General features: G+C 70.2%; 26 protein-coding genes. 12 read left to right on the forward strand and 14 right to left on the reverse strand.

The annotated features are described in order from the left end of the window. Positions 1–268: 268 nt before the first annotated feature. The 4 genes from AB0C01_RS27285 to AB0C01_RS27300 all read right to left on the reverse strand — a co-directional run bounded on the left by AB0C01_RS27285 (position 269) and on the right by AB0C01_RS27300 (position 4,237). Entirely contained in the window at positions 269–1,207 is a 939-nt protein-coding gene (locus tag AB0C01_RS27285; protein WP_357241542.1) for a CU044_5270 family protein, read from the reverse strand. Beyond that, positions 1,200–1,814 carry an RNA polymerase sigma factor gene (locus AB0C01_RS27290; RefSeq protein ID WP_357241545.1) on the reverse strand — a complete coding sequence of 205 codons (615 nt, stop codon included), beginning with the start codon at positions 1,812–1,814 and terminating at the stop codon, positions 1,200–1,202. Before AB0C01_RS27290 ends, AB0C01_RS27285 begins: the two co-directional genes overlap by 8 nt. 227 nt (positions 1,815–2,041) lie before the next feature. After that, positions 2,042–3,481 carry a GuaB1 family IMP dehydrogenase-related protein gene (locus AB0C01_RS27295; protein WP_357241549.1) on the reverse strand — a complete coding sequence of 480 codons (1,440 nt, stop codon included), beginning with the start codon at positions 3,479–3,481 and terminating at the stop codon, positions 2,042–2,044. 159 nt (positions 3,482–3,640) lie between these two features. Next, complete coding sequence (locus AB0C01_RS27300; RefSeq protein ID WP_357572482.1) at positions 3,641–4,237, reverse strand: LysE/ArgO family amino acid transporter; 597 nt, start codon at positions 4,235–4,237, stop codon at positions 3,641–3,643. 70 nt (positions 4,238–4,307) lie between these two features. On the opposite strand from AB0C01_RS27300, the gene AB0C01_RS27305 reads away from it, so the two are divergent. Further along, a complete protein-coding gene (locus AB0C01_RS27305; protein WP_357572483.1) occupies positions 4,308–5,201 on the forward strand; it encodes a LysR family transcriptional regulator ArgP in 894 nt (297 codons plus the stop codon). Between the two features lie 41 nt (positions 5,202–5,242). Here the strand turns inward: AB0C01_RS27305 and AB0C01_RS27310 are convergent, their stop codons facing one another. Beyond that, entirely contained in the window at positions 5,243–6,994 is a 1,752-nt protein-coding gene (locus AB0C01_RS27310) for a biotin carboxylase N-terminal domain-containing protein (RefSeq protein ID WP_357572484.1), read from the reverse strand. 139 nt (positions 6,995–7,133) lie between these two features. Between AB0C01_RS27310 and AB0C01_RS27315 the strand changes: the two genes are divergently transcribed. The 3 genes from AB0C01_RS27315 (at position 7,134) to AB0C01_RS27325 (ending at position 9,603) form a co-directional block, all read left to right on the forward strand. Beyond that, entirely contained in the window at positions 7,134–7,745 is a 612-nt protein-coding gene (locus AB0C01_RS27315) for a PadR family transcriptional regulator (protein ID WP_357242382.1), read from the forward strand. A gap of 125 nt (positions 7,746–7,870) precedes the next feature. Next, positions 7,871–8,830 carry an ATP-binding cassette domain-containing protein gene (locus tag AB0C01_RS27320; protein ID WP_357241561.1) on the forward strand — a complete coding sequence of 320 codons (960 nt, stop codon included), beginning with the start codon at positions 7,871–7,873 and terminating at the stop codon, positions 8,828–8,830. 17 nt (positions 8,831–8,847) lie between these two features. Beyond that, positions 8,848–9,603 carry an ABC transporter permease gene (locus AB0C01_RS27325; protein WP_357241564.1) on the forward strand — a complete coding sequence of 252 codons (756 nt, stop codon included), beginning with the start codon at positions 8,848–8,850 and terminating at the stop codon, positions 9,601–9,603. Between the two features lie 203 nt (positions 9,604–9,806). Here the strand turns inward: AB0C01_RS27325 and AB0C01_RS27330 are convergent, their stop codons facing one another. The 6 genes from AB0C01_RS27330 to AB0C01_RS27355 form a co-directional block, all read right to left on the reverse strand. After that, positions 9,807–10,460, reverse strand: coding sequence for an O-methyltransferase (locus AB0C01_RS27330; protein WP_357572485.1), 654 nt, complete (start codon positions 10,458–10,460; stop codon positions 9,807–9,809). Continuing rightward, positions 10,457–11,125 (reverse strand): Maf family protein, encoded by a 669-nt coding sequence (locus AB0C01_RS27335; protein ID WP_357241569.1) that lies wholly within the window; start codon positions 11,123–11,125, stop codon positions 10,457–10,459. The genes AB0C01_RS27330 and AB0C01_RS27335 overlap by 4 nt, the downstream gene beginning before the upstream one ends. A 189-nt stretch (positions 11,126–11,314) precedes the next feature. Further along, positions 11,315–12,355 carry a type VII secretion-associated serine protease mycosin gene (mycP, locus tag AB0C01_RS27340; protein ID WP_357572486.1) on the reverse strand — a complete coding sequence of 347 codons (1,041 nt, stop codon included), beginning with the start codon at positions 12,353–12,355 and terminating at the stop codon, positions 11,315–11,317. A 113-nt stretch (positions 12,356–12,468) separates the two neighbouring features. Then, on the reverse strand, positions 12,469–13,854 hold the full coding sequence (locus tag AB0C01_RS27345; protein WP_357572487.1) for a hypothetical protein: 1,386 nt from the start codon (positions 13,852–13,854) through the stop codon (positions 12,469–12,471). Beyond that, positions 13,851–14,315 carry a hypothetical protein gene (locus AB0C01_RS27350; RefSeq protein WP_357572488.1) on the reverse strand — a complete coding sequence of 155 codons (465 nt, stop codon included), beginning with the start codon at positions 14,313–14,315 and terminating at the stop codon, positions 13,851–13,853. Before AB0C01_RS27350 ends, AB0C01_RS27345 begins: the two co-directional genes overlap by 4 nt. A gap of 88 nt (positions 14,316–14,403) precedes the next feature. Next, positions 14,404–14,598, reverse strand: coding sequence for an acyl-CoA carboxylase subunit epsilon (locus AB0C01_RS27355; protein WP_357241581.1), 195 nt, complete (start codon positions 14,596–14,598; stop codon positions 14,404–14,406). 90 nt (positions 14,599–14,688) lie between these two features. Between AB0C01_RS27355 and AB0C01_RS27360 the strand changes: the two genes are divergently transcribed. Both AB0C01_RS27360 and AB0C01_RS27365 read left to right on the forward strand, forming a co-directional pair. Next, positions 14,689–16,701: a protein kinase gene (locus AB0C01_RS27360; protein WP_357241584.1), complete on the forward strand. Its 2,013-nt coding sequence runs from the start codon at positions 14,689–14,691 to the stop codon at positions 16,699–16,701. An 87-nt stretch (positions 16,702–16,788) separates the two neighbouring features. Beyond that, positions 16,789–17,022 carry a hypothetical protein gene (locus AB0C01_RS27365; RefSeq protein WP_357572489.1) on the forward strand — a complete coding sequence of 78 codons (234 nt, stop codon included), beginning with the start codon at positions 16,789–16,791 and terminating at the stop codon, positions 17,020–17,022. 81 nt (positions 17,023–17,103) lie between these two features. On the opposite strand, the gene AB0C01_RS27370 is transcribed toward AB0C01_RS27365, so the two are convergent. Both AB0C01_RS27370 and AB0C01_RS27375 read right to left on the reverse strand, forming a co-directional pair. Then, entirely contained in the window at positions 17,104–17,856 is a 753-nt protein-coding gene (locus AB0C01_RS27370; RefSeq protein WP_357241590.1) for a GH25 family lysozyme, read from the reverse strand. Positions 17,857–17,982: 126 nt separating this feature from the next. Next, on the reverse strand, positions 17,983–18,534 hold the full coding sequence (locus AB0C01_RS27375; RefSeq protein WP_357572490.1) for a Uma2 family endonuclease: 552 nt from the start codon (positions 18,532–18,534) through the stop codon (positions 17,983–17,985). A gap of 101 nt (positions 18,535–18,635) precedes the next feature. Here AB0C01_RS27375 and AB0C01_RS27380 point away from each other — a divergent pair, with 101 nt between their 5' ends. The 4 genes from AB0C01_RS27380 (at position 18,636) to AB0C01_RS27395 (ending at position 21,910) form a co-directional block, all read left to right on the forward strand. Beyond that, complete coding sequence (locus AB0C01_RS27380) at positions 18,636–19,379, forward strand: M50 family metallopeptidase (protein WP_357572491.1); 744 nt, start codon at positions 18,636–18,638, stop codon at positions 19,377–19,379. Positions 19,380–19,504: 125 nt separating this feature from the next. Further along, a complete protein-coding gene (locus tag AB0C01_RS27385) occupies positions 19,505–20,488 on the forward strand; it encodes a 2-dehydropantoate 2-reductase N-terminal domain-containing protein (protein ID WP_357572492.1) in 984 nt (327 codons plus the stop codon). A gap of 62 nt (positions 20,489–20,550) precedes the next feature. Next, on the forward strand, positions 20,551–21,051 hold the full coding sequence (locus AB0C01_RS27390; RefSeq protein WP_357241602.1) for a sigma-70 family RNA polymerase sigma factor: 501 nt from the start codon (positions 20,551–20,553) through the stop codon (positions 21,049–21,051). Next, positions 21,044–21,910: a hypothetical protein gene (locus tag AB0C01_RS27395; protein ID WP_357572493.1), complete on the forward strand. Its 867-nt coding sequence runs from the start codon at positions 21,044–21,046 to the stop codon at positions 21,908–21,910. The genes AB0C01_RS27390 and AB0C01_RS27395 overlap by 8 nt, the downstream gene beginning before the upstream one ends. A gap of 103 nt (positions 21,911–22,013) precedes the next feature. Here AB0C01_RS27395 and AB0C01_RS27400 read toward each other — a convergent pair whose 3' ends face one another. Then, entirely contained in the window at positions 22,014–23,597 is a 1,584-nt protein-coding gene (locus AB0C01_RS27400; RefSeq protein WP_357241608.1) for an acyl-CoA carboxylase subunit beta, read from the reverse strand. 84 nt (positions 23,598–23,681) lie between these two features. Between AB0C01_RS27400 and AB0C01_RS27405 the strand changes: the two genes are divergently transcribed. Together AB0C01_RS27405 and AB0C01_RS27410 are read left to right on the forward strand one after the other, a co-directional pair. Continuing rightward, positions 23,682–24,557 (forward strand): biotin--[acetyl-CoA-carboxylase] ligase, encoded by an 876-nt coding sequence (locus tag AB0C01_RS27405; protein WP_357241611.1) that lies wholly within the window; start codon positions 23,682–23,684, stop codon positions 24,555–24,557. Between the two features lie 123 nt (positions 24,558–24,680). Then, entirely contained in the window at positions 24,681–25,253 is a 573-nt protein-coding gene (locus AB0C01_RS27410; protein WP_357241614.1) for a PH domain-containing protein, read from the forward strand. Position 25,254: the final 1 nt, after the last annotated feature.

The following is a 25,254-nucleotide window of genomic DNA, read 5'->3' on the forward strand; positions in this document are numbered from 1 at the left end:
CGACCCGCTACGACAAGACCGCGACCTCGTTCCAGGCCACAGTCACCATCGCCGCGCTACTCCAATGGTTGTGAGCCTTTGAAGACACGCCCTAGCGCGCGAACCGTTCCAGCCGGACCAGCCGATTGCCGGAAAATGATCATCCACCGAGGGGTCATCGCGCATGATTCCCTCGCTCGCCCCGAGCAACGACCGCCGCTCTGCTCTCGGCACCGGCTCCGACAGCCACCGGGCGGGCGCGCCGAGGCGCCCGCCCGTCCGGGCAAGATCAGAGTGTTTGACCGACTCGGTCGACGACGGCAAGAGCCAGCGTGGCTGACGATCCCGCCGACCCACCCACCCCGAGGAAGGCGTAGGTCTCGGGATGGAAGACCAGCACGATCTGTCCCGGGCCGCCCGTCGACGACCAGGTGATCCCGATACCCGATCGGCCCGCGCCGTCCTTGGCGTGCTCCACAGCCCGCAGGCCCGGCGTCGCCGCCGCCGCCTCGTAGAGCGCCGCACGTGATCGAGGGCGTAGGTAGCCCTCGCTGAGGTAGTAGAGGAGGTCCTTGCCGGCAGCATTGGCGTCACCCGGTTCACCGCTGCGATTCTTCGTCAGGAAGGCCCGCATGGCGGCGGCGTCGGTGGGCATGTCGGCACGGTAGGCGGGCGTTGGAGTGCACTGCTCGGTCTCGCCCGGCACCACCTGGCCGCCCCTGGTCACCGCGGACCTTCCGTTCCGGCAACCGGGCAGGATGGTCTCCGTGCGGCCATCGGTAGCGGTCTCGATGATCAGACCGTCCCGGACTCCGTCCACCGACTGCCAACTCTCCCGGATCTCCGGCCCCTCCTGGCTGCGTGAGTAGACAAACTGATGTGGCCGGGGATTGACGTCGGGCAGCTCCAGCGCAGCGGCCGCCGCGTTCCGGAGAACCTGGGCCGCATCGGCCCGGGCGGCCGGCGTGCTGCCACCGAGCCGGTCCGGGGCAAGAACCAGTACGGCAGCCAGCGACGCAGCCACGCTGGCCGCCGCCACCCCGCTGAGCACGAGCCGCCAAACGGGCTGCCGCGAGCGAGGAGGCGCCGGAAGTACGATCGTCGTCACGGGTACGGAGGCCAGGGCGGTCATCTCGGTCGTCAGCCGGGCACGGGCCGGCTCCAACCGCTCGATGGTCGGCAGCCCGGTCTCGCCACCGAGTTGCTGGAGCAGCCGCATCTCATCCATTGCTCAGTGCCTCCTTGATAGTGCCGGCCGGTTCGCCGCCCAACCGCTCACGGAGCAGCCGGCGGGCTCGGTTGAGTCGTGATCGCACGGTGCCGACCGGAATCGTCAGAGCGGCGGCAACCTCGTCGTAGGTCAGGTCCTCCCACGCGACCAGCAACAACACGTCGCGGTCTCCGTCGGAGAGCACGGCCAACGCATCCAGAAGGAGTCGACGTAGCGATTGCGCGGTCACCACATTGGCGACCCGGTCGGCGTGCTCCGTCTCGCTCGTCGGGGGGACGTACGCCTGCCGTAGCCGGTACTCCCGTTCCTCATTGCGCCAGTGTTGGCTGACGATGTTGGCTGCGATCCCATACAGCCATGGCCGGGCGTTCGAGTGGGTGACGTCGAATCGATCCCGACGACGAAATCCCGCCAGAAACGTCTCGGCAACCAGGTCGTCCGCCGCCGGCACGCCGAGACGACGGGCCAGGTAACGATGGATGTGCGGCGCGTGTCGGTCGAAGATGACCGAGAAGATCTCTGGTTCCTGCACGGACCGGGCGATAATCGCTCCGTCCGCCATCGCACCGACATCGACATCTTTTGCTCGCCGCAGGTGCTTCATATAAAGCCTTTCGCGGAGCGGGATGGGTCACCTGTTATCCGCGTCCGGCGGCCAAACGGTTCATGGGCGGCGCGAGCAGCGCCGGCACGGCGCAGGCCGATCCCGCTCGCCGCGCAGCTCTCGGCACGCCCGCCCGGGCGTCGTTCATTGGAATGGTGGTGGTTTCGCCCATTGCCGCCCGTCGAACAAGGCGGCGCAACTCCATGGTGACGCGGGCGGGGCCGGGGTCACCAGCTCGTGGGCAGGGGCATTCCTTCGGTGAAGCCGGCGGCGCTCTGGACGCCGACGACCGCCCGTTCGTGGAACTGCGTCAGGTTTCGCGCGCCGGCATAGGTGAAGGCGCTGCGTACCCCGGCGATGATCTCGTCGATCAGGTCCTCGACGCCGGGTCGGACCGGGTCCAGGTACATCCGCGCCGAGGAGATGCCCTCCTCGAACACCGCCTTACGAGCTCGGTCGTAGGGACTGTCGTCGGCGGTACGGGCACTGACCGCCCGAGCCGACGCCATCCCGAAGCTTTCCTTGTACCGCCGACCGTCCGGCTCGGTGTAGAGGTCGCCGGGGGACTCGTAGGTGCCGGCGAACCACGAGCCGATCATCACGTTCGACGCGCCGGCGGCCAGCGCGAGCGCCACGTCGCGGGGGTGCCGTACGCCGCCGTCGGCCCAGACGTGCCGGCCCAGTTGCCGGGCCGCGGTCGCGCAGTCGAGCACGGCGGAGAACTGCGGCCGACCCACGCCGGTCATCATCCGGGTGGTGCACATCGCGCCCGGCCCGACGCCGACCTTGATGATGTCCGCCCCCGCCTCGACGAGGTCGCGTACCCCCTCGGCGGTGACCACGTTGCCGGCCGCGACCGGCACCCCCGGGTCCAGCTTGCGGACCGCCTGGAGCGCCGCGATCATCCGCGACTGGTGGCCGTGCGCGGTGTCCACGACCAGCGTGTCCACCCCCGCCTCCAGCAGCGCGGCGGCCTTACCTGTCACGTCGCCGTTGATCCCGACGGCCGCCGCGATGCGCAGCCGGCCCCGGTCGTCCACGGCCGGCGTGTAGAGGGTGGCGCGCAGCGCGCCCTGGCGGGTCAGCACCCCGACCAGCCGACCGTCGGCGTCCACCACCGGGGCGAGCCGGCGACGGCCCGCGGAGAGCAGCTCGAAACCGGTACGCGGGTCGGCGTCCGCCGGGACGGTGTGCAGCTCGGTGGACATCACGTGGCGGAGTTGGGCGAACCGATCCACTCCCGTGGTGTCCGCCTCGGTGACCACGCCCAGCGGTCGGCCGGCGTCGTCGACGACGATCACTGCGGCGTGCGAGCGCTTGGGCAGCAGGTGGATGGCGTCACCCACGGTCTCCGTGGGACCCAGGGTGATGGGCGTGTCGTAGACCAGGTGCCGCTGCTTGACCCAGGCGACGACATTCGCCACCACCTCGATCGGGATGTCCTGCGGAATCACCGCGATCGCGCCCCGCCGGGCCACCGTCTCGGCCATCCGCCGGCCGGCGACCGCGGTCATGTTCGACACCACGAGCGGGATGGTGGTGCCGGTGCCGTCGCCGGTGGAGAGGTCGACGTCGAGCCGAGAGCCCAGGTCGGAGCGGGCCGGCGCCATGAAGACGTCGGTATAGGTCAGGTCGTGCGCGGGAGCCGCGCCGTGAAGGAACCGCACCCGGCAATCATTCCCGCTCGCGGTCCATTCCACCGCCGGTGGTCGCGGAAAACACTCGCATCGTCGTTGGTCCTGGTCCCGGTGGCCTCGTCGGTGCTCGCCACTGGGCCGGTCAGCCCGGCGGAAGTGCCACGGCGAGCCCGGCCGGGTACGAACCGGTCAGCCCAGCAGGAGTGCCACGGCGAGTCCGGCCATCACGACGGCGATGAGCGCATCCAGCACCCGCCAGGCGGCGGGGCGGGCGAGCAGCGGCGCGAGGCGCTGCGCACCGACGCCGAGGGCGGTGAACCAGACCACACTGGCCAGGGCGGCGCCGGCGCCGAAGACCCACCGGTGCGGGTGTTGTTGGGCCACGCTGCCCAGGAGCAGCACGGTGTCCAGGTAGACGTGCGGGTTCAGGTAGGTGAAGGCGGCGCAGGCGAGCAGGGTCGCCCCCAACGTGGCTGGGGGCCGCTCGGTGGGCAGCAGGGCGCCCTGACGCAGGGCGCGGCGGGCGGCGAGCCCCGCGTAGCAGAGCAGGAAGGCCGCACCGCCCCAGCGGATCGCCATCAGCAGGCCCGGTCGGCCGGTCACCAGCGAACCGACCCCGGCCACTCCGGCCACGATCAGCAGTGCGTCCGACGCGGCGCAGGTCAGCACCACGGGTATGACGTGCTCGCGTCGCAGGCCCTGGCGCAGGACGAAGGCGTTCTGGGCGCCGATGGCGACGATGAGCGCGATGGAGATCGAGAAGCCGGCGACGGCGGAGGTGAGCACGACGTCGACGCTAGGACCGCGGGTGTCCACCAGTCCAACTAAAGATTCTGACGTAACTTAAGCTCAGCTGATGGACGGTCTCGACTCGGCGCAGCTGCGGACACTCGCGGCGGTGGTGGCAGAGGGCAGCTTCGACGCGGCGGCCCGGCTGCTGCACGTCACGCCGTCGGCGGTGAGCCAACGGATCAAGGCGCTGGAGGAGACTGTCGGCCAGGTGCTGGTCCGCCGCGCCCGTCCGTGCGTGGCAACCGACGCCGGTCGCCCGCTGCTGCGCCTGGCCGGCCAGCTCGCGCTGCTCGAACGGGAGGCGCTGACCGAGGCCCGCGGCCCGCTGGCTGGCGGTGGCCGGATCCGGGTCGCCGTGGTGGTCAACGCGGACTCGCTGGCCACCTGGTTTCCCGCCGCGCTGGCCCGGTTGCCGCAGCGGGCCGGGCTCTCGTTCGACCTGCGGCAGGACGATCAGGACCACACCGCCGAGCTGCTCCGTGACGGTTCGGTGATGGCGGCGGTCACCGCCCAACGGGAGGCCGTGCAGGGCTGCCGGGTGCTGCGGCTCGGGGCCATGCGCTACCGCGCGTTGGCCACCCCGGAATTCGCGGCCTCCCACTTCGCCGGAGGATTCACCGCAGCCGCGCTGGCGAGCACCCCGCTGGTGGTCTTCGACCGGAAGGATCGGGTGCAGCACCGGTTCATCCGGGCGGTGGTCGGTCGACCGCTCGACCCGCCCGTGCACTACGTACCGTCGGTGCCGGCGTTCAGCGAGACGATCCGGCTCGGGTTGGGCTGGAGTCTGGTGCCGGAACAGATCGCCCAGGCCGACCTGACCGCCGGTCGTTGCGTCGACCTCGCGCCGGGCCGACACCTCGACGTTCCGCTGTACTGGCAACATTGGCGGCTGGAGTCTGACGTGCTGAACTCCCTGACCGCCGCCGTCCGAGCGGTCGCCGCCGAAGCCCTGCGCTGACCGCCCGCCGGGCGCTCCGGCGATGGTGCGGAGTCGGGCGCTCAGGCGATGGTGCAGATGGGGGCACCGGCGGTGATCACGGCGCCGACCTCGGCGCTGAGGCCGCTGACCGTACCCGCCTTGTGCGCGTGCAGCGGCTGCTCCATCTTCATCGCCTCCAGCACCACCACCAGGTCGCCCTCGGCCACGGTGTCGCCGTCGGCCACCGCGATCTTGACGATGGTGCCCTGCATCGGTGAGGTGAGCGCGTCGCCGCTGACCGGGGCACCGGCCTTGGCACCGCCGCCGCGCCGGGTCGGCTTGCGGGAGGCGGGTGCCGCGGTGGTCGTACTCCCGCCGAAGCCGGCGGGGAGGCTGACCTCGATGCGCTTGCCGCCCACCTCGACCACGACGGTGTCGCGTTCGGCCGGCGCCTCGGCGGCGCCGGCGGCGGCGGTGAACGGCGGCACGGTGTTGTGGAACTCCGTCTCGATCCACCTGGTGTGCACGGTGAACGGCTCCGCGGTGAACGCCTCGTCCCGCACCACCAGCCGGTGGAACGGCAGCGCGGTGGCCATCCCGTCGACGATCATCTCGTCCAGTGCGCGGCGGGCGCGTTCCAACGCCTCGGTCCGCGTCTCACCGACGATGATCACCTTGGCGAGCAGCGAGTCGAAGTTGCCGCCGATCACGTCGCCGGCCGAGATGCCGGTGTCCACCCGGACGCCCGGGCCGCTGGGCAGGCGCAGCGCGGTGACGGTGCCCGGGGCGGGCAGGAAGTTGCGGCCCGGGTCCTCGCCGTTGATCCGGAACTCGATGGCGTGCCCGCGCGGCGTCGGGTCCTCGGTGGTACGCAGCTTCTCGCCGTCGGCGATCCGGAACTGCTCGCGGACCAGGTCGATGCCGGCGGTCTCCTCGGTGACCGGGTGCTCGACCTGGAGCCGGGTGTTGACCTCCAGGAAGGAGATGGTGCCGTCCCGGCCGACCAGGTATTCGACAGTGCCGGCGCCGTGGTAGCCGGCTTCCCGGCAGATCGCCTTGGCGCTGTCGTGGATCTGTGCCCGCTGGGCGTCGGTGAGGAACGGCGCGGGGGCCTCCTCCACGAGCTTCTGGTGTCGACGTTGCAGCGAGCAGTCCCGGGTGCCCACCACGATCACGTTGCCGTGCTGGTCGGCGAGGACCTGCGCCTCGACGTGTCGGGGCTGGTCCAGGTAGCGCTCGACGAAGCACTCGCCCCGGCCGAACGCCGCGACCGCCTCCCGGGTGGCCGACTCGAAGAGCTGGGGGATCTCCTCCATCGTCCGGGCGACCTTGAGGCCGCGCCCGCCACCGCCGAAGGCGGCCTTGATGGCGACCGGCAGGCCGTGGTCGGCGGCGAACGCGATCACCTCGTCCGGGCTGGCCACCGGGTCCGGGGTGCCGGGGACCAGCGGCGCACCGGCGCGCTGGGCGATGTGCCGGGCGGTCACCTTGTCACCGAGGTCGCGGATCGCCTGCGGGGTGGGGCCGATCCAGGTCAGCCCGGCGTCGATGACCGCCTGGGCGAAGTCGGCGTTCTCACTGAGAAAGCCATAACCCGGGTGTACGGCGTCCGCGCCGGCCCGTGCGGCGACGTCGAGCAGTTTGTCGATGCGCAGGTACGTCTCGGTCGCGCTGTCCCCGCCGAGCGCGTACGCCTCGTCCGCCAGGGTGGTGTGCAGGGCCTCGCGGTCGGAGTCCGCGTACACGGCGACGCTGCCCAAGCCGGCGTCGCGGCACGCACGGATCACCCGGACGGCGATCTCGCCGCGGTTGGCGATGAGTACCTTGCGCACCTTCGTGGCTCCTCCCCGGCAGGTTACTGACGGGGAGTGTATCGGCCGCCCCGGTCACCCTAACGATCGCTCAGTGTGGAATGCGGCACTCACCATAGTCAAACTTGGCTATTACGCTTGTCGGGTGTCTGCGACTCGAATGATGATCCTCGGTCTGGTGCGGTGGATGCAGCCCGTGCACGGCTACGACGTGCGCCGCGAGCTGTTGAGCTGGAGCGCCGACAAGTGGGCGAACGTGCAGCCCGGTTCGATCTACCACGCGTTGCGCAAGCTCACCGAGGAAGGGCTGCTCCGAGCCGTCGCCACCGAGCAGGTGGGATCCCGTCCGGCCCGCACCACCTACGAGGTGACCCCGAAGGGTGAGGACGAGTTCGAGACGCTGCTGCGCAACCTCTGGTGGAACCTCGGCGAGCAGTCCGACCCCTTCGCGGTGGCCTTCTCCTTCCTGCCCGCCCTGCCGCGCGACGAGGCCGCGGCGGCCCTGCGCAACCGGGCCAATCTGCTGCGCGCCGGTGTCGAGTCGATGCGCGCCTCCCTGGAGTCGGACTGGGTGCGTAACCGCAAGCCGGTGCACGTGGGTTGGATGTTCGAGCTGTGGGCGGCGCGGGCGGAGGCGGAGATGGGGTGGTGCGACCGGATCGCCGAGCGGATCGACTCCGGAGTGTCGTACCTGCCTGCTGAGCTGGCGGACGTCGAGGGTTGGTCGGGGTGGAAGGGACGTCCCGAGTCGACGCCTCCGACGCAGGCGTAATAATCAACGTTGACTACAAGAGTTATATCGCGTTAGCCTGCTGGTGGCACAGCGGGGGAGTGCGCCGTCCGGCGTCGTCCCACTCCGACGGCCGGCGCGGCCGGCCCGAACGACCAGGAGCAAAAATGATCGAGACCAGGGGGCTGCGGAAGTCGTTCCGCTCCCGCGCGGGTCGAGAGACGAAGACGGTGGACGCCGTGCGCGGCGTCAACCTCGAGGTCGCCGAGGGCGAGATCTTCGGCTTCCTCGGCCCCAACGGCGCCGGCAAGACCACCACGCTGCGGATGCTCGCCACGCTGATCGAGCCGGACGGCGGCGAGGCCACCATCGCCGGGGCCGACCTGCGCAAGGACCCGGCCGAGGTGCGTCGGCGGATCGGCTACGTCCCGCAGGGCGGCAGCACCTGGGACGAGTCCACCGCTCGCGACGAGCTGGTCCTGCATGCCCGCATGTATGGCATCGGCAAGGCCGACGCGCAGCGCCGCGCCGTCCGCGCGCTGGAGGCCTTCCAGCTCACCGAGTACGCGGACCGCAAGTGCAAGACCTACTCCGGTGGTCAGCGTCGGCGGGTCGAGATCGCGCTGGGCATCATCCACGAGCCGAAGATCGTCTTCCTGGACGAGCCGACCACCGGCCTCGACCCACAGAGCCGCGCGCACATGTGGGACGAGATCCGGCGGCTACGCCGGGACGGGATGACCGTCTTCATCACCACGCACTACCTGGACGAGGCCGACGCCCTCTGCGACCGGATCGCGATCATGGACAACGGCGAGGTCGTGGCCGAGGGCACGCCGGCCGAGCTCAAGCGCGAGATCTCCGGCGACGTGGTGCTTGTCGGTCTCGACCTGGCCGCCACCCCGCAGGCAGCCCAGGTGCTCGACGCCGAGCCGTACGTCAACAAGCTGGAGACCATCGACGAGGGCGGCCTACGCCTCTACGTCGACGAGGGCGCCGTCGCCATCCCGCAGGTGCTGCGCAGGCTCGACCACGCCGGGCTTGACCTGCGCTCGATCGAGCTGCACCGACCCAGCCTGGACGACGTCTTCCTCACCAAGACCGGTCGCTCGCTGCGCGAGTCCTGACAACCCGGAGATCACTCATGAAATTCGCCCGTGACACCTGGCTGATCTTCCAACGCCAGACTCAACTCCTGCTGCGCAACCCGGTCTGGGTCTTCGTCGGCGTGTTCCAGCCGGTCATGTACCTGCTGCTCTTCGCCCCGCTGCTCAAGCCCGCACTGAACGCGCCCACCCAGGCCGCCGCCTACAAGATCTTCGTACCCGGTCTGTTGGTGCTGCTGGCGATCTTCGGCGGGCTGTTCCAGGGCTTCGGCCTGATCGCCGAGCTCCGCGCCGGCGTCATCGAACGCTCCCGGGTCACCCCGATCAGCCGACTCGCCCTGCTGCTCGGTCGCTCGCTGCGCGACGTCGTGTCGCTCGTCGTGCAGGCGATCATCATCACCCTGCTGGCGCTCCTGTTCGACCTGCGGGTGTTCATCGGGGACCTGCTGCTGGCGTACCTGATGCTCGCCCTGATCGCCCTCATGACCTCGGCCGTCTCCTACGGCGTCGCTCTCAAGGTCAAGAGCGAGGACGCCCTGGCCCCCCTGATGAACACCGTGGCGCAGCCGGTGCTGCTGCTCTCCGGCATCCTGCTGCCGCTCACCTTCGCACCGGGCTGGTTGCAGGGCATCGCCAACTGGAACCCGTTCTCCTGGGCTGTCGACGGCACCCGGGCGCTGTTCGCCGGTGACCTGGGCAGCGACAAGGTCTGGCAGGGCCTGAGCATCACGGCGGTCCTCGCCGCGCTGGGCGTCTACTGGGCCGCCCGCCAGTTCGCCCGCAGCGTCCGCTGACCCGACCTGGACTCGACCAGCCTCGGCTGGTCGAGTCCAGGTCGCCCTGGCCTGGTCGACCCGGCGGCGGCCTTGGCGTGATCGGCTCGGCGGCGGCGGTTGGCTTGATCGACTCGGTTTCCTGGAAGTCGGGGTGTCCTACCGGGTGGGATGCCGCGACTTCCAGGAACTCGAGAGGATCAGAGCCGGCCGGGCGTTGGCCGTCAGCGCACCCGGGCGAGGGTGAGGCCGTCCGCGATCGGCAGCATCACCGGATCCACCCGCACGTCGGCCACCACCTCGTCGTTGAAGGCGGCCATCGCCCGGTCGCCCTCGTCCTGCGGCGCGACGATCCGACCGCCACGCAGGACGTTGTCGACCGCGATCACCCCACCGGGCCGCATCCGAGGCACCAACTCGGCCCAGTAGACCGGGTAACCCGTCTTGTCGGCGTCGATGAACGCGAAGTCCAGGTAGCGCTCGTGCGGCAACTCCCGCAACGTCTCCCCGGCCGGGCCGATGCGCAGCTCGATCCGGTCCTGCACGCCGGCCCGAGCCCAGTAGCGCCGGGCGATGCCGGTGAACTCCTCGGAGATGTCGAAGCAGGTCAGCCGCCCACCCTCGGGCAACCCGCGGGCGATCGCCAGCGACGAGAGCCCGGTGAACGTGCCAATCTCGACAGCCTGCCGTACGTCGAGTAGCCGGGTGAGGAACGTCAGAAAGGCGGCCTGCTCGGGCGCCACCTGCATGGTGGCGTGTTCTGGCAGCACCGACCGGGTCTCCTCGGCCAGGTCCCGAATGATCTCGTCCGGCGGGGAGCCGTGGGCGACCAGGTAGGAGTGCAGTTCGTCAGTCAGCGGGATCGACTTGGTGGTCATGAGCGGACGTTACCGACCGACTCGACCGACTGGCCCCCGGGCGCGACCTTCGTCCACAGGTCGGTGATCCGTAGGTCGAGTTCCGCGAGGAGTCGACGCAGCAGCGGCATCGACAGCCCGACCACAGTGCCCGGGTCACCCTCGATCCGCTCCACGAACGGCCCGCCCAACCCGTCGATCGTGAACGCGCCGGCCACCGCCAGCGGCTCGCCACTCGCCACGTACGCGGCGATCTCGTCGTCGCTGATGTCCGCGAAGTGGACAGTGGTCGAGGCGACCGCCTCCGCGCGCCGCCCGGCGGAAACGTCGATGAGGCAGTGCCCACTGTGCAGGACGCCGCTGCGCCCCCGCATCCGCAGCCACCGCCCGGTGGCGTCCGCCGGGTCCGTAGGCTTGCCGAGGATCTTCCCGTCGAACGCGAGCACCGAGTCGCAGCCGATCACCAGCGTCCGCTGGCCGGCGCCAGGGCTCAGCCGGGTCAACACCGCCTGCGCCTTGAGCCGCGCCAACTCCAGGCACAACTCCTCAGCCCGATCGGTCACCACCAGCGACTCATCCACCCCGCTGACCAGCACATCTGGCTCAATTCCAGCAGCCTGGAGGATCTTGCGACGGGCAGGGCTCGCCGAGGCGAGCACAAGGCGGAGCGGCAGAGTTTCGGGCACCCGTCCGACGTTACCGGCAACCACCCCCACAACGCCTCCCACCACGCACCGACCCACGCGACCGGACGCACGCACCGACCCACGCACCGCCGGGCGTGATCGACTCGCCCTCGTTGATACCGGGCTGTCCCACCGCCCCGGACACCGCAACATCAAGGAACCCGAGTCGATCGCCGCGCTGTCGCCCAATCAGCGACTAATCCTGGGCGGCGGATCATCGCCGCGCCGGCGGCGCCGCGCCACCGCCGCCCATCCGACCCCCGCAGCCAAGATCACCCCAAGCGTGACCAGGCCACGCGCGGTCGCGCCACCCTCGTCGTCACCCGGCTGGGCAGCAGCCGTCGTCGGGCCAGCCGACGCGTTCACAGATTCAAACCCCAGCGGCGGTACGTCCGCCGTCAGCGCCGCCACCAGATCGATCACGCCGTAGCCGTACTCGTCGTCACGCCCAGGCGCGCCCTTGTCGATCGCCGTCGCCGTGAGCCGGTGCGCCACCTCGCGCGCGGGCAGGTACGGGTACTTGGACCGGATCAACGCAGCCGCCCCCGCCACGATCGCCGTGGCGTCAGAGGTCCCAGTGCCTTTGCGGTACTTGCCATCGATGCTCGTGCTGTAGATATCGACCGCAGGCGCAACCACATCAATCTCCGGCCCAGTCACCGAAACGGCAGCGCGGTTCCCGTCTCGATCGACTCCGCCGACAGCGATAACCCCATCTTCGGATGCGGGATAACCAACTGCGGCGTCCTGTGGATGATTGCCGGCGGAGGCCACCACTACTACATCCGCCGCGAGTGCTGTCTTAATAGATTGTTGTAGTGGAATCCCCGCACCGCCCACTGAAGATATGCTAATAATGTCAGCCCCATTGCGGACGGCAAAGCTGATGCCGGCAGCCAGTTTATCGGGTTCTCCCTGACCGTCGGCGGGCGTATCTCGAATGGGCAATATGTGAGCGTCTGGGGCTATGCCTAGGGCGCCCATTGTAGGTCCCTGGCCATGTGCGGCAATTAATCCGGCCATGCCTGTACCGTGACTGTTCTGGTCATTCTGGCCGTCGCCGCCACCGATGACGTCAGTTCCTGGAAGGAGGTTTCTGTGAAGGTCGGGGTGCGGTTGAACGCCGGTATCCGGGACTGCGACGATCACTCCCGCCCCTCGCGAGATGCGTTGTGCATCGGAGGCTTTGAGATACTGGAGGTGCCATTGGTCAGACCGGACGCGCTCCATATCACCAGGGGAGTATTGTGGATAGTGATCCCTCCCCTGCGTGGGGAAAGCTGTAGAAAGCGTTACCAATAGGCTGACCGCAGATAACCTGGAAGCCTGTCTGGTTAATCTCATTACCTATCGAAGCCGATAGCAGGGCCAGGGTCATGTGGGCCGTGTTCTTCAGGGGGGCGGACGATAGGGTCTACCCCCTGATCAGTCTCCCAAGGATGGTCGGCGTCCCAGCCGCGTCGTCCTTCGTCCTGTCCGTTCCTACTGGGGCGGCCAAACGAGTAGCCAGGGCCCGGACTGGAGGTGGTAGTGCCATTGAAGCCGGGAGCGCCACCGATCGGCGGCAACTGCTGTCCTCCGGCTAGGCTCCGACCTCCGCCCGGGCGCGAGCCCGCCCCTCCGGTCGGCGTAGTCCCGGCGCCACCGCCTCCGATTACACCGCCGATCGGATTTACTCTTCTTGTTGGGGCGGAGCCGTCCACGGGCTGACTGAATCCGAGGTTGGGTGCACCACCAATAAGGCCATTCGGCGGTATTGATCGTACCGTTGGAGGCGGTGTATGCGAGACACCCTTGTTGTTTCCGTTGAATGGCCGACCAGTGGTTGCAGATGTTTTGCCCAAAGCTGGGTTCGGGGAATGAGCTATCGACCCCGGCGGCAGCGCGGCGGGCGGCCCGATGCCGGCCGCTGGAGTTGGCATTCCAGCCGCAGCTACTCCAGCGTTCGCCGGAGGCGGCGCGACTCCGGAGTTGGTGCCGCCAAGTACCGGTCCCATCACGGGGGCCGCCTGGGCCGATTGCTTGCCATTTGAGGAACTAGGCCGGGTTGAACGGGGAGGCGCGCCAACGGCCATGGGCATCGGCAGAATTGGAGGGATTGTAGGTGCGGCGTTGTCATAAGCGTCAGGGCTTGAGGGGTCCCGTCTTGGGCGTGGTGGTGCTGCTGGTGGTTTTTGTAGGGTTGCTTGGGCTTGTTGGAGTTCGCCGCTGAGGTTGAACATCGCCGCTCGTGCCTGAACGTTGAGCCGTTCCAGGTCCGCATCACTGACGGGCGATTCGGTGACCCGGTTGCCCATCACCGCTTTCGGGTCGGCGGCCATCGACTCGTACGCCTGCTTCTTCTGGGACTTGGTCGCGTACTCCTCGTGGATCTTGCGGAGTGCGGCGCGGGTGGTGCCGATGGCCTGGGTGGCGGCGGACAGGGCGGTGTAGTTCGCGGCGGCGGCGTTGTGGGTGCGTTGCACCTTGTCGATCAGCTCGTCGAGTTCGGCGAGGTAGGTGCTGGAGGCGGCGCTGGTTTCGGGTGGCCACGCCTCGGCGAGCCCGCGCCGGTATTCCTGGAGGCGGCTGAGGTGGGTCTGCGCCAGGTCGCAGACCTTGCGCCAGCCGGCGACCTGCTTCCAGTGGTTGTCGGTCTCGTGGTCCTGGAGGCAGGCCCACATGCTGTTGACGTCCATCAGGTGCCAGTCGGTGAGGCCGGAGGTGCGGCCGGAGTCCCGTTTGATCATGGCAGCACCACCGGCCCTTCGGTGTCGGCGTCGGGGCCGGTCGGGTCGGTCAGCATGGGTGTCGGGCCGCCGGGCAGCATGCTGGTCGGGTCGGCGAGGGCCTGTCGTACGTCCACCACTCGCGCGGCGGTGAAGGCGTCGCTGTCGGCGTACCGGGTGGCGACCTGATCGGCGGCGGCGGCCAGGTGGCCGGTGGCGCCGCGGACGGCGTAGACCATGTCGGCGGTGGCCTGTTGCGTCTCGTGGTGCGCGTGCAGGAACGTGACCAGCTCGACGAAGGCGTCGCACGGGTTGGGTAGCCGCGCGGACATGTCTTCCGCGATGTACGGAAGGTGCGGCGCGTAGTTGCTCTCGACCTCGGCGGCGAGCCGGTCGGCGAACTCTCTGAGCTGGCCGATGTCGGCCTCGATGCCACCGTAGCCGCGCAGCCAGGGCGCTGGCCGGTCCTCGTCGGGGATCACGGGTCCTCCCTCGCTGTCACGGCACCGTCTCCCTGAGTGAGGGTAACGTCTGCACGCACCGCTGGCAGCCCCCGTCCGAAGGGTCGGTTCAGCGAGGCAGGCCGGCGGCGCGCCACCCACCGGAGCTGGAGGGCCGACCGCTGCGTGCCCAGGCGGACGCGGTCGTCGGCGTGGGCGCGGCGGCTGGGCGGGATCGCACGATGATCGCCCCTACCAGGGCGGCCAACTCCTCCGCGGTGGGCACGCCCCGGACGACCCGGAACAGCGGCTCTTCGGCAGACATGACGCCAGGGTACGCGGCGCGAAGTTACCGGAAGCGCACAGTGGCGTGCCGGCGGTGTGAGCGTCGGTGGGTCCGGGTACCGTCTCACCGATGTCGAACGCGCTTCCCCAACTTGTCGCTGACCGATACCGGCTTCTGACGCCGCTCGGCCAGGGTGGCATGGGCCGGGTGTGGAAGGCGCGCGACGAGGTGTTGCACCGGGACGTCGCCATCAAGGAATTGGTGCCGCCGCCGGGTCTCACCGACGAGGAGCGCCGGGAGATGCGTGAGCGCTCCCTGCGGGAGGCGCGGGCCATCGCCCGGCTCAACCACTCGAACGTCGTCCGCATCTTCGACGTGCTGCGCACCGACGGTGATCCGTGGATCGTCATGGAGTACGTGGCGTCGAAGTCGTTGCAGGACACTCTCGCCGAAGACGGTCCCGTGTCGGTGGCCCGCACGGTGGAGATCGGCCTCGGCGTGCTGGGCGCGCTCAGTGCCGCGCACAAGGCGGGCGTCATGCACCGCGACGTCAAGCCCGGCAACGTGCTGCTGGGCGAGGACGGCCGCGTGGTACTGACCGATTTCGGTCTCGCCACGATCCCGGGTGACCCGAACGTGACCCGCACCGGCATGGTGCTCGGCTCACCCGCGTACATCTCGCCGGAGCGGGCCCGCGACGGCACCGCCGGTCCGGAGGCCGACCTGTGGTCGTTGGGCGCGACGCTCTACGCGGCGGTCGAGGGTAAGTCGCCCTACGCCCGCCCGTCGGCGATCGGCACCCTCGCGGCGCTGGCGACCGAGCCGATTCCGCCGCCGAAGAACGCCGGTCCGCTCAAGGCTGTGCTCAACGGGCTGCTCCGCAAGGATCCGCACGAGCGGATCACCGCCGAGGTGGCGGAACGCCTGCTGCGCCGCGCCGGTGGCAAGCGTGCGCGCGGGATCTCACTGCTGGATGGCGTACGCCGGCCGGGGCCGAACGGCCCGCGCGAGCCGCGCCCGCCGCACGTCCCCGCCCCGCGGCCGGCCGAGAGTGCCGACCGGCCGGTGTCACCGCCGCCGGCCGCTACCTCCGCTGTTGCCGCGACCACCTCCGCCGATGCCACGCCGACGACAGTCGTTCCCTCCGGCGAGCATTCCGACCCGACGGCACCGGTGCCAGCCGACCCGACCGCGGTGGTGCCGGCCGAGCCGACCGCCACGATCGACAGCCCGTCCGATGCCGACCCGACCGCGAAGGTCACGGCCACGGCCGACACGACCGGCGACGGTACGACGAGCGTCGGCGACGGTACGGCGAACGTCGACGACGAACCGACTGTGGTCGACGGACCGCCGGTGGCCCCGGAGCAGCGCAAGCCGACGACGCCGACGTCGCTGATGCCGCCGTTGAGTCCGGCCGGGCGTGCGGCGGTCCCGCCGTCGGACGGCACGAAGCCGAACAACACCCGACGCAACGTGCTGATCGGGGCGCTTGTGGCCCTGCTGCTGATCGGCCTCGTGGTGATCGTGCCGATGCTCACCAAGGGCGACGACAACGAGACCCCGCAGGCCGGCCCGACGACCGGTGCTGCCGCGACGTCGGCGCCGGCGCAGTCCTCGGCTCCGGCGGCGCCTCCGCCCACCACGGGCGCACCGAGTGCGTCGCCCTCGGCCACGCCGTCGACCGACCCGAACGCGCTGCCGGCGGGTTGGAAGCTGTACGAGGGGCCGACCCTCTCCATTCCGCTCCCACCCGGCTGGAGCGGCCGTCAGACCAGCTCGGACACGGCCGTTTTCAACCAGTCCGGCGGGCCTGGCAAGATGCTGGTCCAATGGACCTCCAGCCCGGAGAAGGACGCGGTCGCCGACTGGAAGGAGAAGGAACCGTACCGCAAGGGCCTGGTCAAGAACTATCAGTTGGTAGGCAGCATCAAGGCCTGCGACTGGTACCGGACCTGCGCCGACTGGGAGTGGCTGGAGACCCGGGACGGCACCCGCATCTATGTGCGCAACCGGGGCTTCGTAACCGCCACCAACCGGGGTTACGCCATCCGGTGGGAGATCGCGGAGAAGGACTGGCAGGCCAACCTCGCCAACTTCGACCAGATCGTCAAGGGCTTCAAGCCCGATCGGGTCAACTGACAGGCGTTCCGCACCTGCGCGAACCTCTCTCGCATGTTCTTGCGTCGTTCGGGGTATCTGATCTCCAACGACGGAGGGAGGTGCGACATGGGTTACCGATACAGGAACGCCCGGCCCCGGCTGGCACTGTGGATGCTCGTCGCACTCGGCGATGTGGCACTGCTGCTGATCAGCATTGGGCTTCCGGTACTCGTCGCGCTGTTCGGCGTCGTTGCCATCACCATTGGTGCGGTGGGCGTCCGGCGGCTCAGCCGGCGGGACGCGCTGGTCCGCGAGGATGCTCCGGTGATGGTGCCGGCGTTGAGCCGACGGCGGGTCTGACCCGTACCCGGTGTGTGGCGGCAGCCGGACCGATTGTCAACCAGGTGGTGACCGTCGATCCCGCTGCCGCCAACGGCCCGATCAGGTGTTGTTGGCCAGCGCGATCAGTCGACTGCGGTCACCGTTCCAGTAGTTGCGGTCCACGTTGCCGCTGATCCCGGAGACGACGCCGGTGCTGGTGTACTGCCAGAAGCTCCACACCGGTGCCCCGGCCGGCAGAGCGCCGGGCGTGCTCGACCAGCGGGCCAGCCACAGCGGGTGGTTCGCCCACGGGCCGGTCCAGCTGCCGGTGCACTGGTTCCACCAGCTCGTGGTGGTGTAGATGACGGCGTACCGGCCGGTGCGGGAGCGGTAGGTGTTCAGGAAGTCCTGTACCCAGTTGCGCATGCCGGTCGTGCTCAGGCCGTAGCAGTAGCCGCCGCTGTACGGGTTCGCCTCGATGTCCAGCGCCGCCGGCAGGGTTCGGCTGTCCGCCGACCAGGCGCCGCCGTTGGAGGCCAGGTAGTTGGCCTGGGTGGAGCCGGCGGAGATGTTGGGCCGGGCGAAGTGGTACGCCCCGCGGATCACCCCGGCGTTGTACGAGTTGACGTAGTTGGCGTTGAAGTTCGGGTCCTTGTAGGTGGTGCCCTCGGTCGCCTTGATGAAGGCGAACTGGATGCCCGCGTTGCGGACGCTTGTCCAGTTGATGGTGCCCTGGTAGCGGGACACGTCGATGCCGGGTGTGGTGGCGGCGGCCGCCGGTCCGGCGGTCGCGACCAGGGCCGCCGCCGCGGTGGCGAGGACGGTGAGGCTGGCCGCGAGCACGCGGCGCAGCGATGACGAGGTACGGGCCATGAATGCCTCCAAGGACGTCGCTCTATCGACAACCATCTTTGGAGGTAAGTGCCCTAGATCACAAGGGCGACTGAAAAAAGCTTCATCGACGGGCGTGTGTCGTCCCGGTTGCGGGAGTCGGACGGATCAGCCCAGCGCGGCCGGGTCGAGCTGCCAGCGGAACGGCTCGACGATGGTCAGCGTCTCGCCGGCCTTGGCCACCTGGTCCTCGACGTAGTGCTCACCGTCGAGCCGGTGCAGCCGCAGCGAGTGACCCTCGCCGTCCTGCTCGACCAGCAGATACCAGGGGATTCGCGCGATGGCGTAGAGCTGCATCTTGACCAGCCGGTCCGCAGCGGCGTTGCCCGGCGGGACGACCTCGCCGACGAGCGACACTCGGTCCGAGTCGAGCTGGGTGCCGTCGTCGTCGGCGTCGGTGACGACGAGATCCGGAACGACGACCCGGTCGACACCGAGCCGGACGTTGATCGCGTCATAGACCAGGAGACCACGAGGCTCTGCTGCCGCCTCGATGCTGTTCGCCAGCCGGCGCGACACCCGTTGGTGCCGTCGGCTCGGTACAGGGCTCACGATCAGGCTCCCGTCGAGCAGTTCGATCCGGTCAGGCGTCTCGCCCAAGGCGAAGTAGTCGGCCTCGGTCCACAGGCCGACGTGCGGCTCCAGGAGGGCTGCGCTCACCCGCGTTCACCTCTCGCTTCACTCGCCACCCGATCAGTTTTCCAGGATACGAGGCGGTGCTCCGGGAGTGACACGGAACGCCGCCGGTAGGCTCGCGCCCCATGATGTCGATCGACGGGCTGGGCGAGACCTGGGACACGCTGTTCGGCGCTCAGCCGGACCCGCCCCCGCTGCTGGTGCTGATCACCGCGGCCGTGGCGCTGGTGGTGGTGTCCACCCGGCTGCCGTGGCGGATCGCCCGCAACGCCATCACCATCGCGCACGAGGGCGGGCACGCGCTCGTCGCTCTGCTCACCGGGCGCAAGCTGCGCGGCATCCGGCTGCACTCGGACACATCGGGGTTGACGCTCTCCGCCGGCCGTCCCACCGGGCCGGGCATGATCCTCACCCTGCTCGCCGGGTACGTCGCCCCGCCGCTGGTCGGGCTGGCCGGTGCCTGGCTGCTCGGCGGCAACCGGATCACCCTGCTGCTCTGGGTGGCGGTGGCGCTGCTGCTGGCCATGCTCGTCCTGATCCGCAACGTCTTCGGAGTGGTGTCGCTGCTGGTCACCGGCGCGCTGGTGTTCGCCGTCTCGTGGTACGCCCCGCCGCAGGTCCAGGCCGCGTTCGCGTACGTCGGGGTGTGGTTCCTGCTGCTCGGTGGGGTGCGACCGGTGGTGGAGCTGCAACGGCTGCGGTCGCGGGGGCGGATGCCCGCCTCGGACGCCGACCAACTCGCGGGGCTCACCCCGTTCCCGCCGCTCTTCTGGGTGGGGGTCTTCGCGCTTGTCAACCTGGCCGCCCTGGTCGCCGGCGCCCTGCTGCTGACCGGCCCCATCCTCACCAGCGCCGGCCTGGCGCTCTAAAACCGACCTCCGCACGGGTCGATCATGGAGTTGTGGTGGGCCGCGAAAGCCGCAATACCCCCGCAGTCAGGCACCACAACTCCATGATCGACGGCGGGAGGGATGGGGGCGGGCAGAATGAGGCCATGCGATACGTGATCATCGGGGCGGGTGCGGTCGGCGGGACCATCGGCGTACGGCTGGCCCAGGCCGACCGGGACGTGACAGTGGTGGCCCGCGGCGCCCACCTGGACGCGATCCGGGCGCACGGGTTGACCCTGCGGCAGCCCGACGGCGAGGTCACCGCCCGGCTCGCGGCGGTGGACCGGCCCACGGACCAGCCGCTGCCGGCGGACACCGTGCTGATCCTCACCGTGAAGTCGCAGGACACCGCCGGCGCGCTGGCCGCCTGGGTGGACGCGCCGGTGGCCGGCGGTGGCACGGCGGGCGAACGTCTGCCGCTGGTGACCGCGCAGAACGGGGTGGCCAACGAGCGGGCCGCGCTGCGGCTCTTCGCCGACGTGCACCCGGTCTGCGTCTGGCTGCCGGCCACCCACCTGGACCCGGGCGTGGTGGTGGCGAACGGCTACCCGCACCCGGGGATGCTCCACATTGGGCGCTACCCCCAGGGCGCCGACGACACCGACCGGGCGATCGCCGCCGATCTGAGCGCCGCCGGGTTCGTCGCGCCGGTCCGCGAGGACGTGCTGCGCTGGAAGTACGGCAAGCTGCTCAGCAATCTGGGCAACGGCCTCCAGGCGCTGCTCGGTCGGGACATCCCGGAGGCGTTGGCCGAGCGGGTACGCGCCGAGGGTGTCGCCGCGCTCGCCGCCGCCGGGATCGCGCACACGTCCCCGCCGGAGGAGAAGGCCGAACGCGGCGACCTGGTGCAGCAGCGCCCGGTCGACGGCGAGGCCCGCTCCGGTGGCTCCACCTGGCAGAGCCTGGCCCGGGGCACCGGCTCGACCGAGGTCGACCACCTCAACGGTGAGATCGCGCTGCTCGGCCGGTTGCATGGCGTGCCGACGCCGGCCAACGTCGCCGTGCAGCGGGCCGTACGTCGGGCGGTGCGGGAGCGGATCGCGGCCGGCGCGTTCCCGCTCGCCGAACTGGAGAAGATGATCTCCTGATCGGGGCAACCGATGACCCGGCCCGGCGCGTGTTCCCTGCGACCGACACGGGGAGGCAACGGGTGCCGGACGTCGACGAGTTCGACGAGTTCTACCGGGGGAGCCGGCAACGGCTGCTCGGGTTCGTCTACGCCCTGACCGGGGACCGGGTCGAGGCTCAGGACGCCGTGCAGGAGGCGTACATCCGGGCGTGGCAGCGCTGGTCGACGGTCCGTGGGTACGACGATCCGGAGGCGTGGGTGCGGGTGGTGGCCAGCCGGGTCGCGGTCAGCCGCTGGCGCAGCCTGCGCAGCCGGGCCCGCGCGTACCTGCGGCACGGTGCCACCGAGAGCGTTCCCGGCCCGGGCACCGACACCGTCGAGGTGGTCGCGGCCCTGCGTCGGCTGCCCGAGGAGCAACGCGTCGCCATCGCCCTGTACTACCTGGTCGGCATGCCGGTCGCCGACGTGGCGCGGGAGACCGCGGCCCCGGTGGGCACCGTCAAGGCTCGACTGTCCCGGGGGCGCACCGCGCTCGCCGGCCTGCTCGCCGTCTCTGACCTGGAGGAGGCTACCGATGCGTGACGACGACCTGGCATTCGTCGAACGGGTCCACCGGGACCTGCGTGACGTCAGGTGGCCGGAGCCGGAGGAGATCCGGGCGACGGCCCGCAGGCGTAGGCGTCGCACGGCCGCGTTCGCGGCGGTCGCGGTGCTCGCGGCGGTGACCGGCCCGGCATACGCCCTGACGGAGCGCACGTCGGCTCCGCCTACTACCGCCGTGCCTGTGGCGACGCAGAGCCCCGCCCGGGCGGAGATCCCCCTCGACGCCCTGCTGGCTGTCACCGAGGTGCCGGTGAAAGGCGCCGTGCAGCTCGGCGACGCCGGCCTCGGTGAGGTCGTCCGACTGGATCCAACGCTGCAGAGGTGCGGCGACAGTCGTGGCCTGCCCGCGGTCCCCGCGTACTCCCGTTACTCGCGGTCGCAGACCCTGTTGTCGCCGACGGGGGCCGGCAGGGCACCGACCAGGGTCGAACTCAGCCAGGACGTCTACCGGGTCGATCCGTTGGTGAGCGCGCGACTCTTCACTCACCTGAGGGCGCTGCTCGACGCCTGCCCCGAGTGGCATGTCGTCGAGAACGTCGTCGCCGCGGGCGAGACGACGCCCAACGAGAGCAAGCACGCCTGGGAGACGGCGGCGAGCAACTTCGCCGGTGACGAGTCGATTCTGGTGCGGCATGTGCCGTTCGCCCCCCGTGGCCCGGCCTCGGGAAGGACACTCCAGCGTTCCAGCCCGGTGGGGATGACCGTCGTGGTCCGGGTCGGCGACCTGGTCACCGTGCTGGTGCCCGACCCGGGCCTGGGCCTGGGCGACGCGGATCTTGAGGCGCTGGGCCGGACGGCCGCTCGGCGACTGTGCCCCGAGGCCAACCCGGCCTGCTGACCCTTCTTGATCCGCGCAACGTCAGGGATGTTGCTGCCTCCCGGTGCCGGGAGGCAGCACTTTCCCCGAAGTTGCGCGGATCAAGCGAGCAGGGGCCACCCGCTCAGAGCGGGATGTTGCCGTGCTTCTTGGGCGGCAGGGTCTCCCGCTTGGTGCGCAGGACGCGCAGCGCCCGGACGATCTGGGTGCGCGTCTCGTGCGGTGCGATCACCGAGTCGATGTAACCGCGCTCGGCCGCCACGTACGGGTTGGCCAGGGTGTCCTCGTACTCGGCGATCTTCTCGGCCCGGATCGCGGCCGGGTCCTCGGCGCTGGCCAGCTCGGAGCGGTAGAGGATGTTCACCGCGCCCTGCGCCCCCATCACGGCGATCTGGGCGGTGGGCCAGGCGAAGTTCAGGTCCGCGCCGAGGTGCTTGGAGCCCATCACGTCGTACGCCCCGCCGTACGCCTTGCGGGTGATCACGGTGACCTTGGGGACGGTGGCCTCGGCGTACGCGTAGATGAGCTTGGCGCCCCGGCGGATGATGCCGTCCCACTCCTGGCCGGTGCCGGGCAGGAAGCCGGGCACGTCCACGAAGGTCAGCACCGGGATGTTGAACGCGTCGCAGGTGCGCACGAACCGGGCGGCCTTCTCCGAGGCGGCGATGTCCAGGGTGCCGGCGAAGTGCATCGGCTGGTTGGCGACGACGCCCACCGGGCGGCCCTCCACCCGGCCGTAGCCGACCACGATGTTCTGCGCGTAGAGCGGCTGGACCTCCAGGAACTCCCCGTCGTCGAGGACGTGCTCCAGCACGGTGTGCATGTCGTACGGCTGGTTGGCCGAGTCCGGGATCAGCGTGTCCAGCTCCCGGTCCTCGTCGCTGATCGCCAGGTCGGCGGGCGCGTCGAAGACCACCGGCTCGTCGAGGTTGTTCGACGGCAGGTACGACAGCAGCGCCTTGACGTAGTCGACCGCGTCGTCCTCGTCGGTGGCGAGGTAGTGCGCGTTGCCGCTGCGCGTGTTGTGCGTGCGGGCGCCGCCCAACTCCTCCATGCCGACGTCCTCGCCGGTCACCGTCTTGATCACGTCCGGGCCGGTGATGAACATGTGCGAGGTCTGGTCGACCATCACGGTGAAGTCGGTGACCGCCGGGGAGTAGACCGCACCCCCCGCGCAGGGTCCCACCACCAGGGAGATCTGCGGGATGACGCCGGAGGCCCGCACGTTGCGGAAGAAGATCTCGCCGTAGAGGCCGAGCGAGACCACACCCTCCTGGATGCGGGCGCCGCCGGAGTCGTTGATGCCGACCACCGGGCAGCCGATCTTCATGGCCAGGTCCATCACCTTGACGATCTTCTCGCCGAAGACCTCACCGAGCGAACCACCGAAGACCGTGAAGTCCTGCGCGAACACGCACACCTGCCGGCCGTCGACAGTGCCGTAGCCGGTGACCACGCCGTCGCCGTACGGGCGGTTGCGCTCCAGCCCGAACGCCGTGGACCGGTGCCGGGCCAGCTCGTCGAGTTCGACGAAGGAGCCCTCGTCGAGCAGCATCCCGATCCGCTCGCGGGCGGTCTTCTTGCCCCGCGCGTGCTGCTTCTCGACCGCGCGGGCCGACCCGGCGTGCACCGCCTCGTCGACCCGGCGCTCCAGGTCCGCCAGCTTGCCCGCGGTGCTGTGGATGTTGGTCCCGGTCTCGGTAGTCACCCTGGGAATATAACGATGGTTCAGGTCGGTGCCGCTGTGCAGTACCCCTCAGTGTCGGCGCCGCCACCGCCGTAGGCTGGCGGAATGTCGGGCTCCCCGTACACCGATCTGGACCGTCCGCCGCTGTCGGCGGCGCGGCTGCGTCGCGCGTTGGTCTCGCCGAACGGGCCGTGGACCCGCCTGGAGTTGCACGCCGAGACCGGCTCCACGAACGCCGACGCGGCCGAGGCGGCCCGGGCCGGCGAACCCGAGGGTCTGGTCGTGGTGGCCGAGCGGCAGACCGCCGGGCGCGGCCGGCGCGGTCGGGTCTGGCAGTCGCCGCCCCGGGCCGGCATCGCGACGAGCGTGCTGCTGCGGCCCGGCGTGGCCGTGCCGGACCGCGACTGGCTACCCGTGACACCCCCCGGGTACGGGTGGCTGCCGTTGCTGGCCGGCGTGGCGCTGGTGGAGGCGGTGGCCCGGCTGGCGGAGCTGGACGCCACCCTGAAGTGGCCCAACGACCTGCTGATCGACGACGCGAAGTGCGCGGGCGTGTTGGCCGAGGCGGTGCCCGGACGGGCGCCGGACCAACCGCCGGCCATCGTGCTCGGCATCGGGCTGAACGTGACGCTGCGCGCCGAGGAGCTGCCGGTGAATCCGACCGGGCTACCGGCCACCTCGTTGCAGTTGGCCGGTGCGGCGGCGACCGACCGGGACCCCCTGTTGCGGGCACTGCTGCGCTCGGTCGCCGACTGGTACGACCGCTGGCGCTCGGCGGGTGGCGACGCGGTCGCCAGCGGCCTGCGCGACGCCTACCTGGCGGCCTGCGCGACGATCGGCCGTGAGGTACGCGTCCTGCTCCCCGACGGCGAGACCGTGATCGGCACCGCCACCGGAGTGGACCCGGACGGCCAACTTCAGCTCACCACGCCGACGGGCGCCCGAACCCTGGCCGCCGGAGACGTCCTGCACCTGCGCTGACCACCACCCCTTTTCGAAACACGTGCAAGATCATGGACAGCGGGTGGGGCCGCGCGGCGGATGTCGTGGTGGGGCCTGGGGGTTTACCGTCTGCGCGTCGGAAAAATGGCGATGGAGGTTGTCGTGGCGTTTCCTGAAGACGTGCTCACCGCGGACGAGCATGTCGTGCTCCATCTGCACCCGCACTGGAAGGCGCTGATCCGGCCGATCGCGGTGCTGGTGCTGGCCATCGCCGCGGTGGTGGTCGGCGTGCTCCTGCTGCCCGAGAGCGGTGGCGGTTCGGTCGCGCTGGCCGTGATCGGAGTGATCGCCCTGGTCGGGGTGCTCTGGCTCGGGCTGTGGCCGTTTCTGGTCTGGCGTACCACCCACTACCTGTTCACCAATGAGCGGGTGCTGATCCAGCAGGGTGTCTTCTCCCGCGACCGGCGCGACCTTCCGCTCACCCGGGTCAACGACCACGCGATGAACCAGCGGTTCGTCGAACGTCTGCTCGGCTGCGGCACGCTCACCATCGAGTCGGCAGGTGAACGCGGCCAGTCGGTGCTCGCCGACGTGCCGAGTGTCGGAAGGGTGCAGACCACCCTGTACGAGCTGGTCGAGGCGCAACACGACAAGCACTCGCTCGGCGACGGGGAGATGCGCGACATGCTCGCCGACATGCAGGACGGCAAGCCACTGCGGGACACCACGACCTGAT

The organism is Micromonospora sp. NPDC048905, from assembly GCF_040649655.1.
Taxonomy (GTDB): domain Bacteria; phylum Actinomycetota; class Actinomycetes; order Mycobacteriales; family Micromonosporaceae; genus Micromonospora.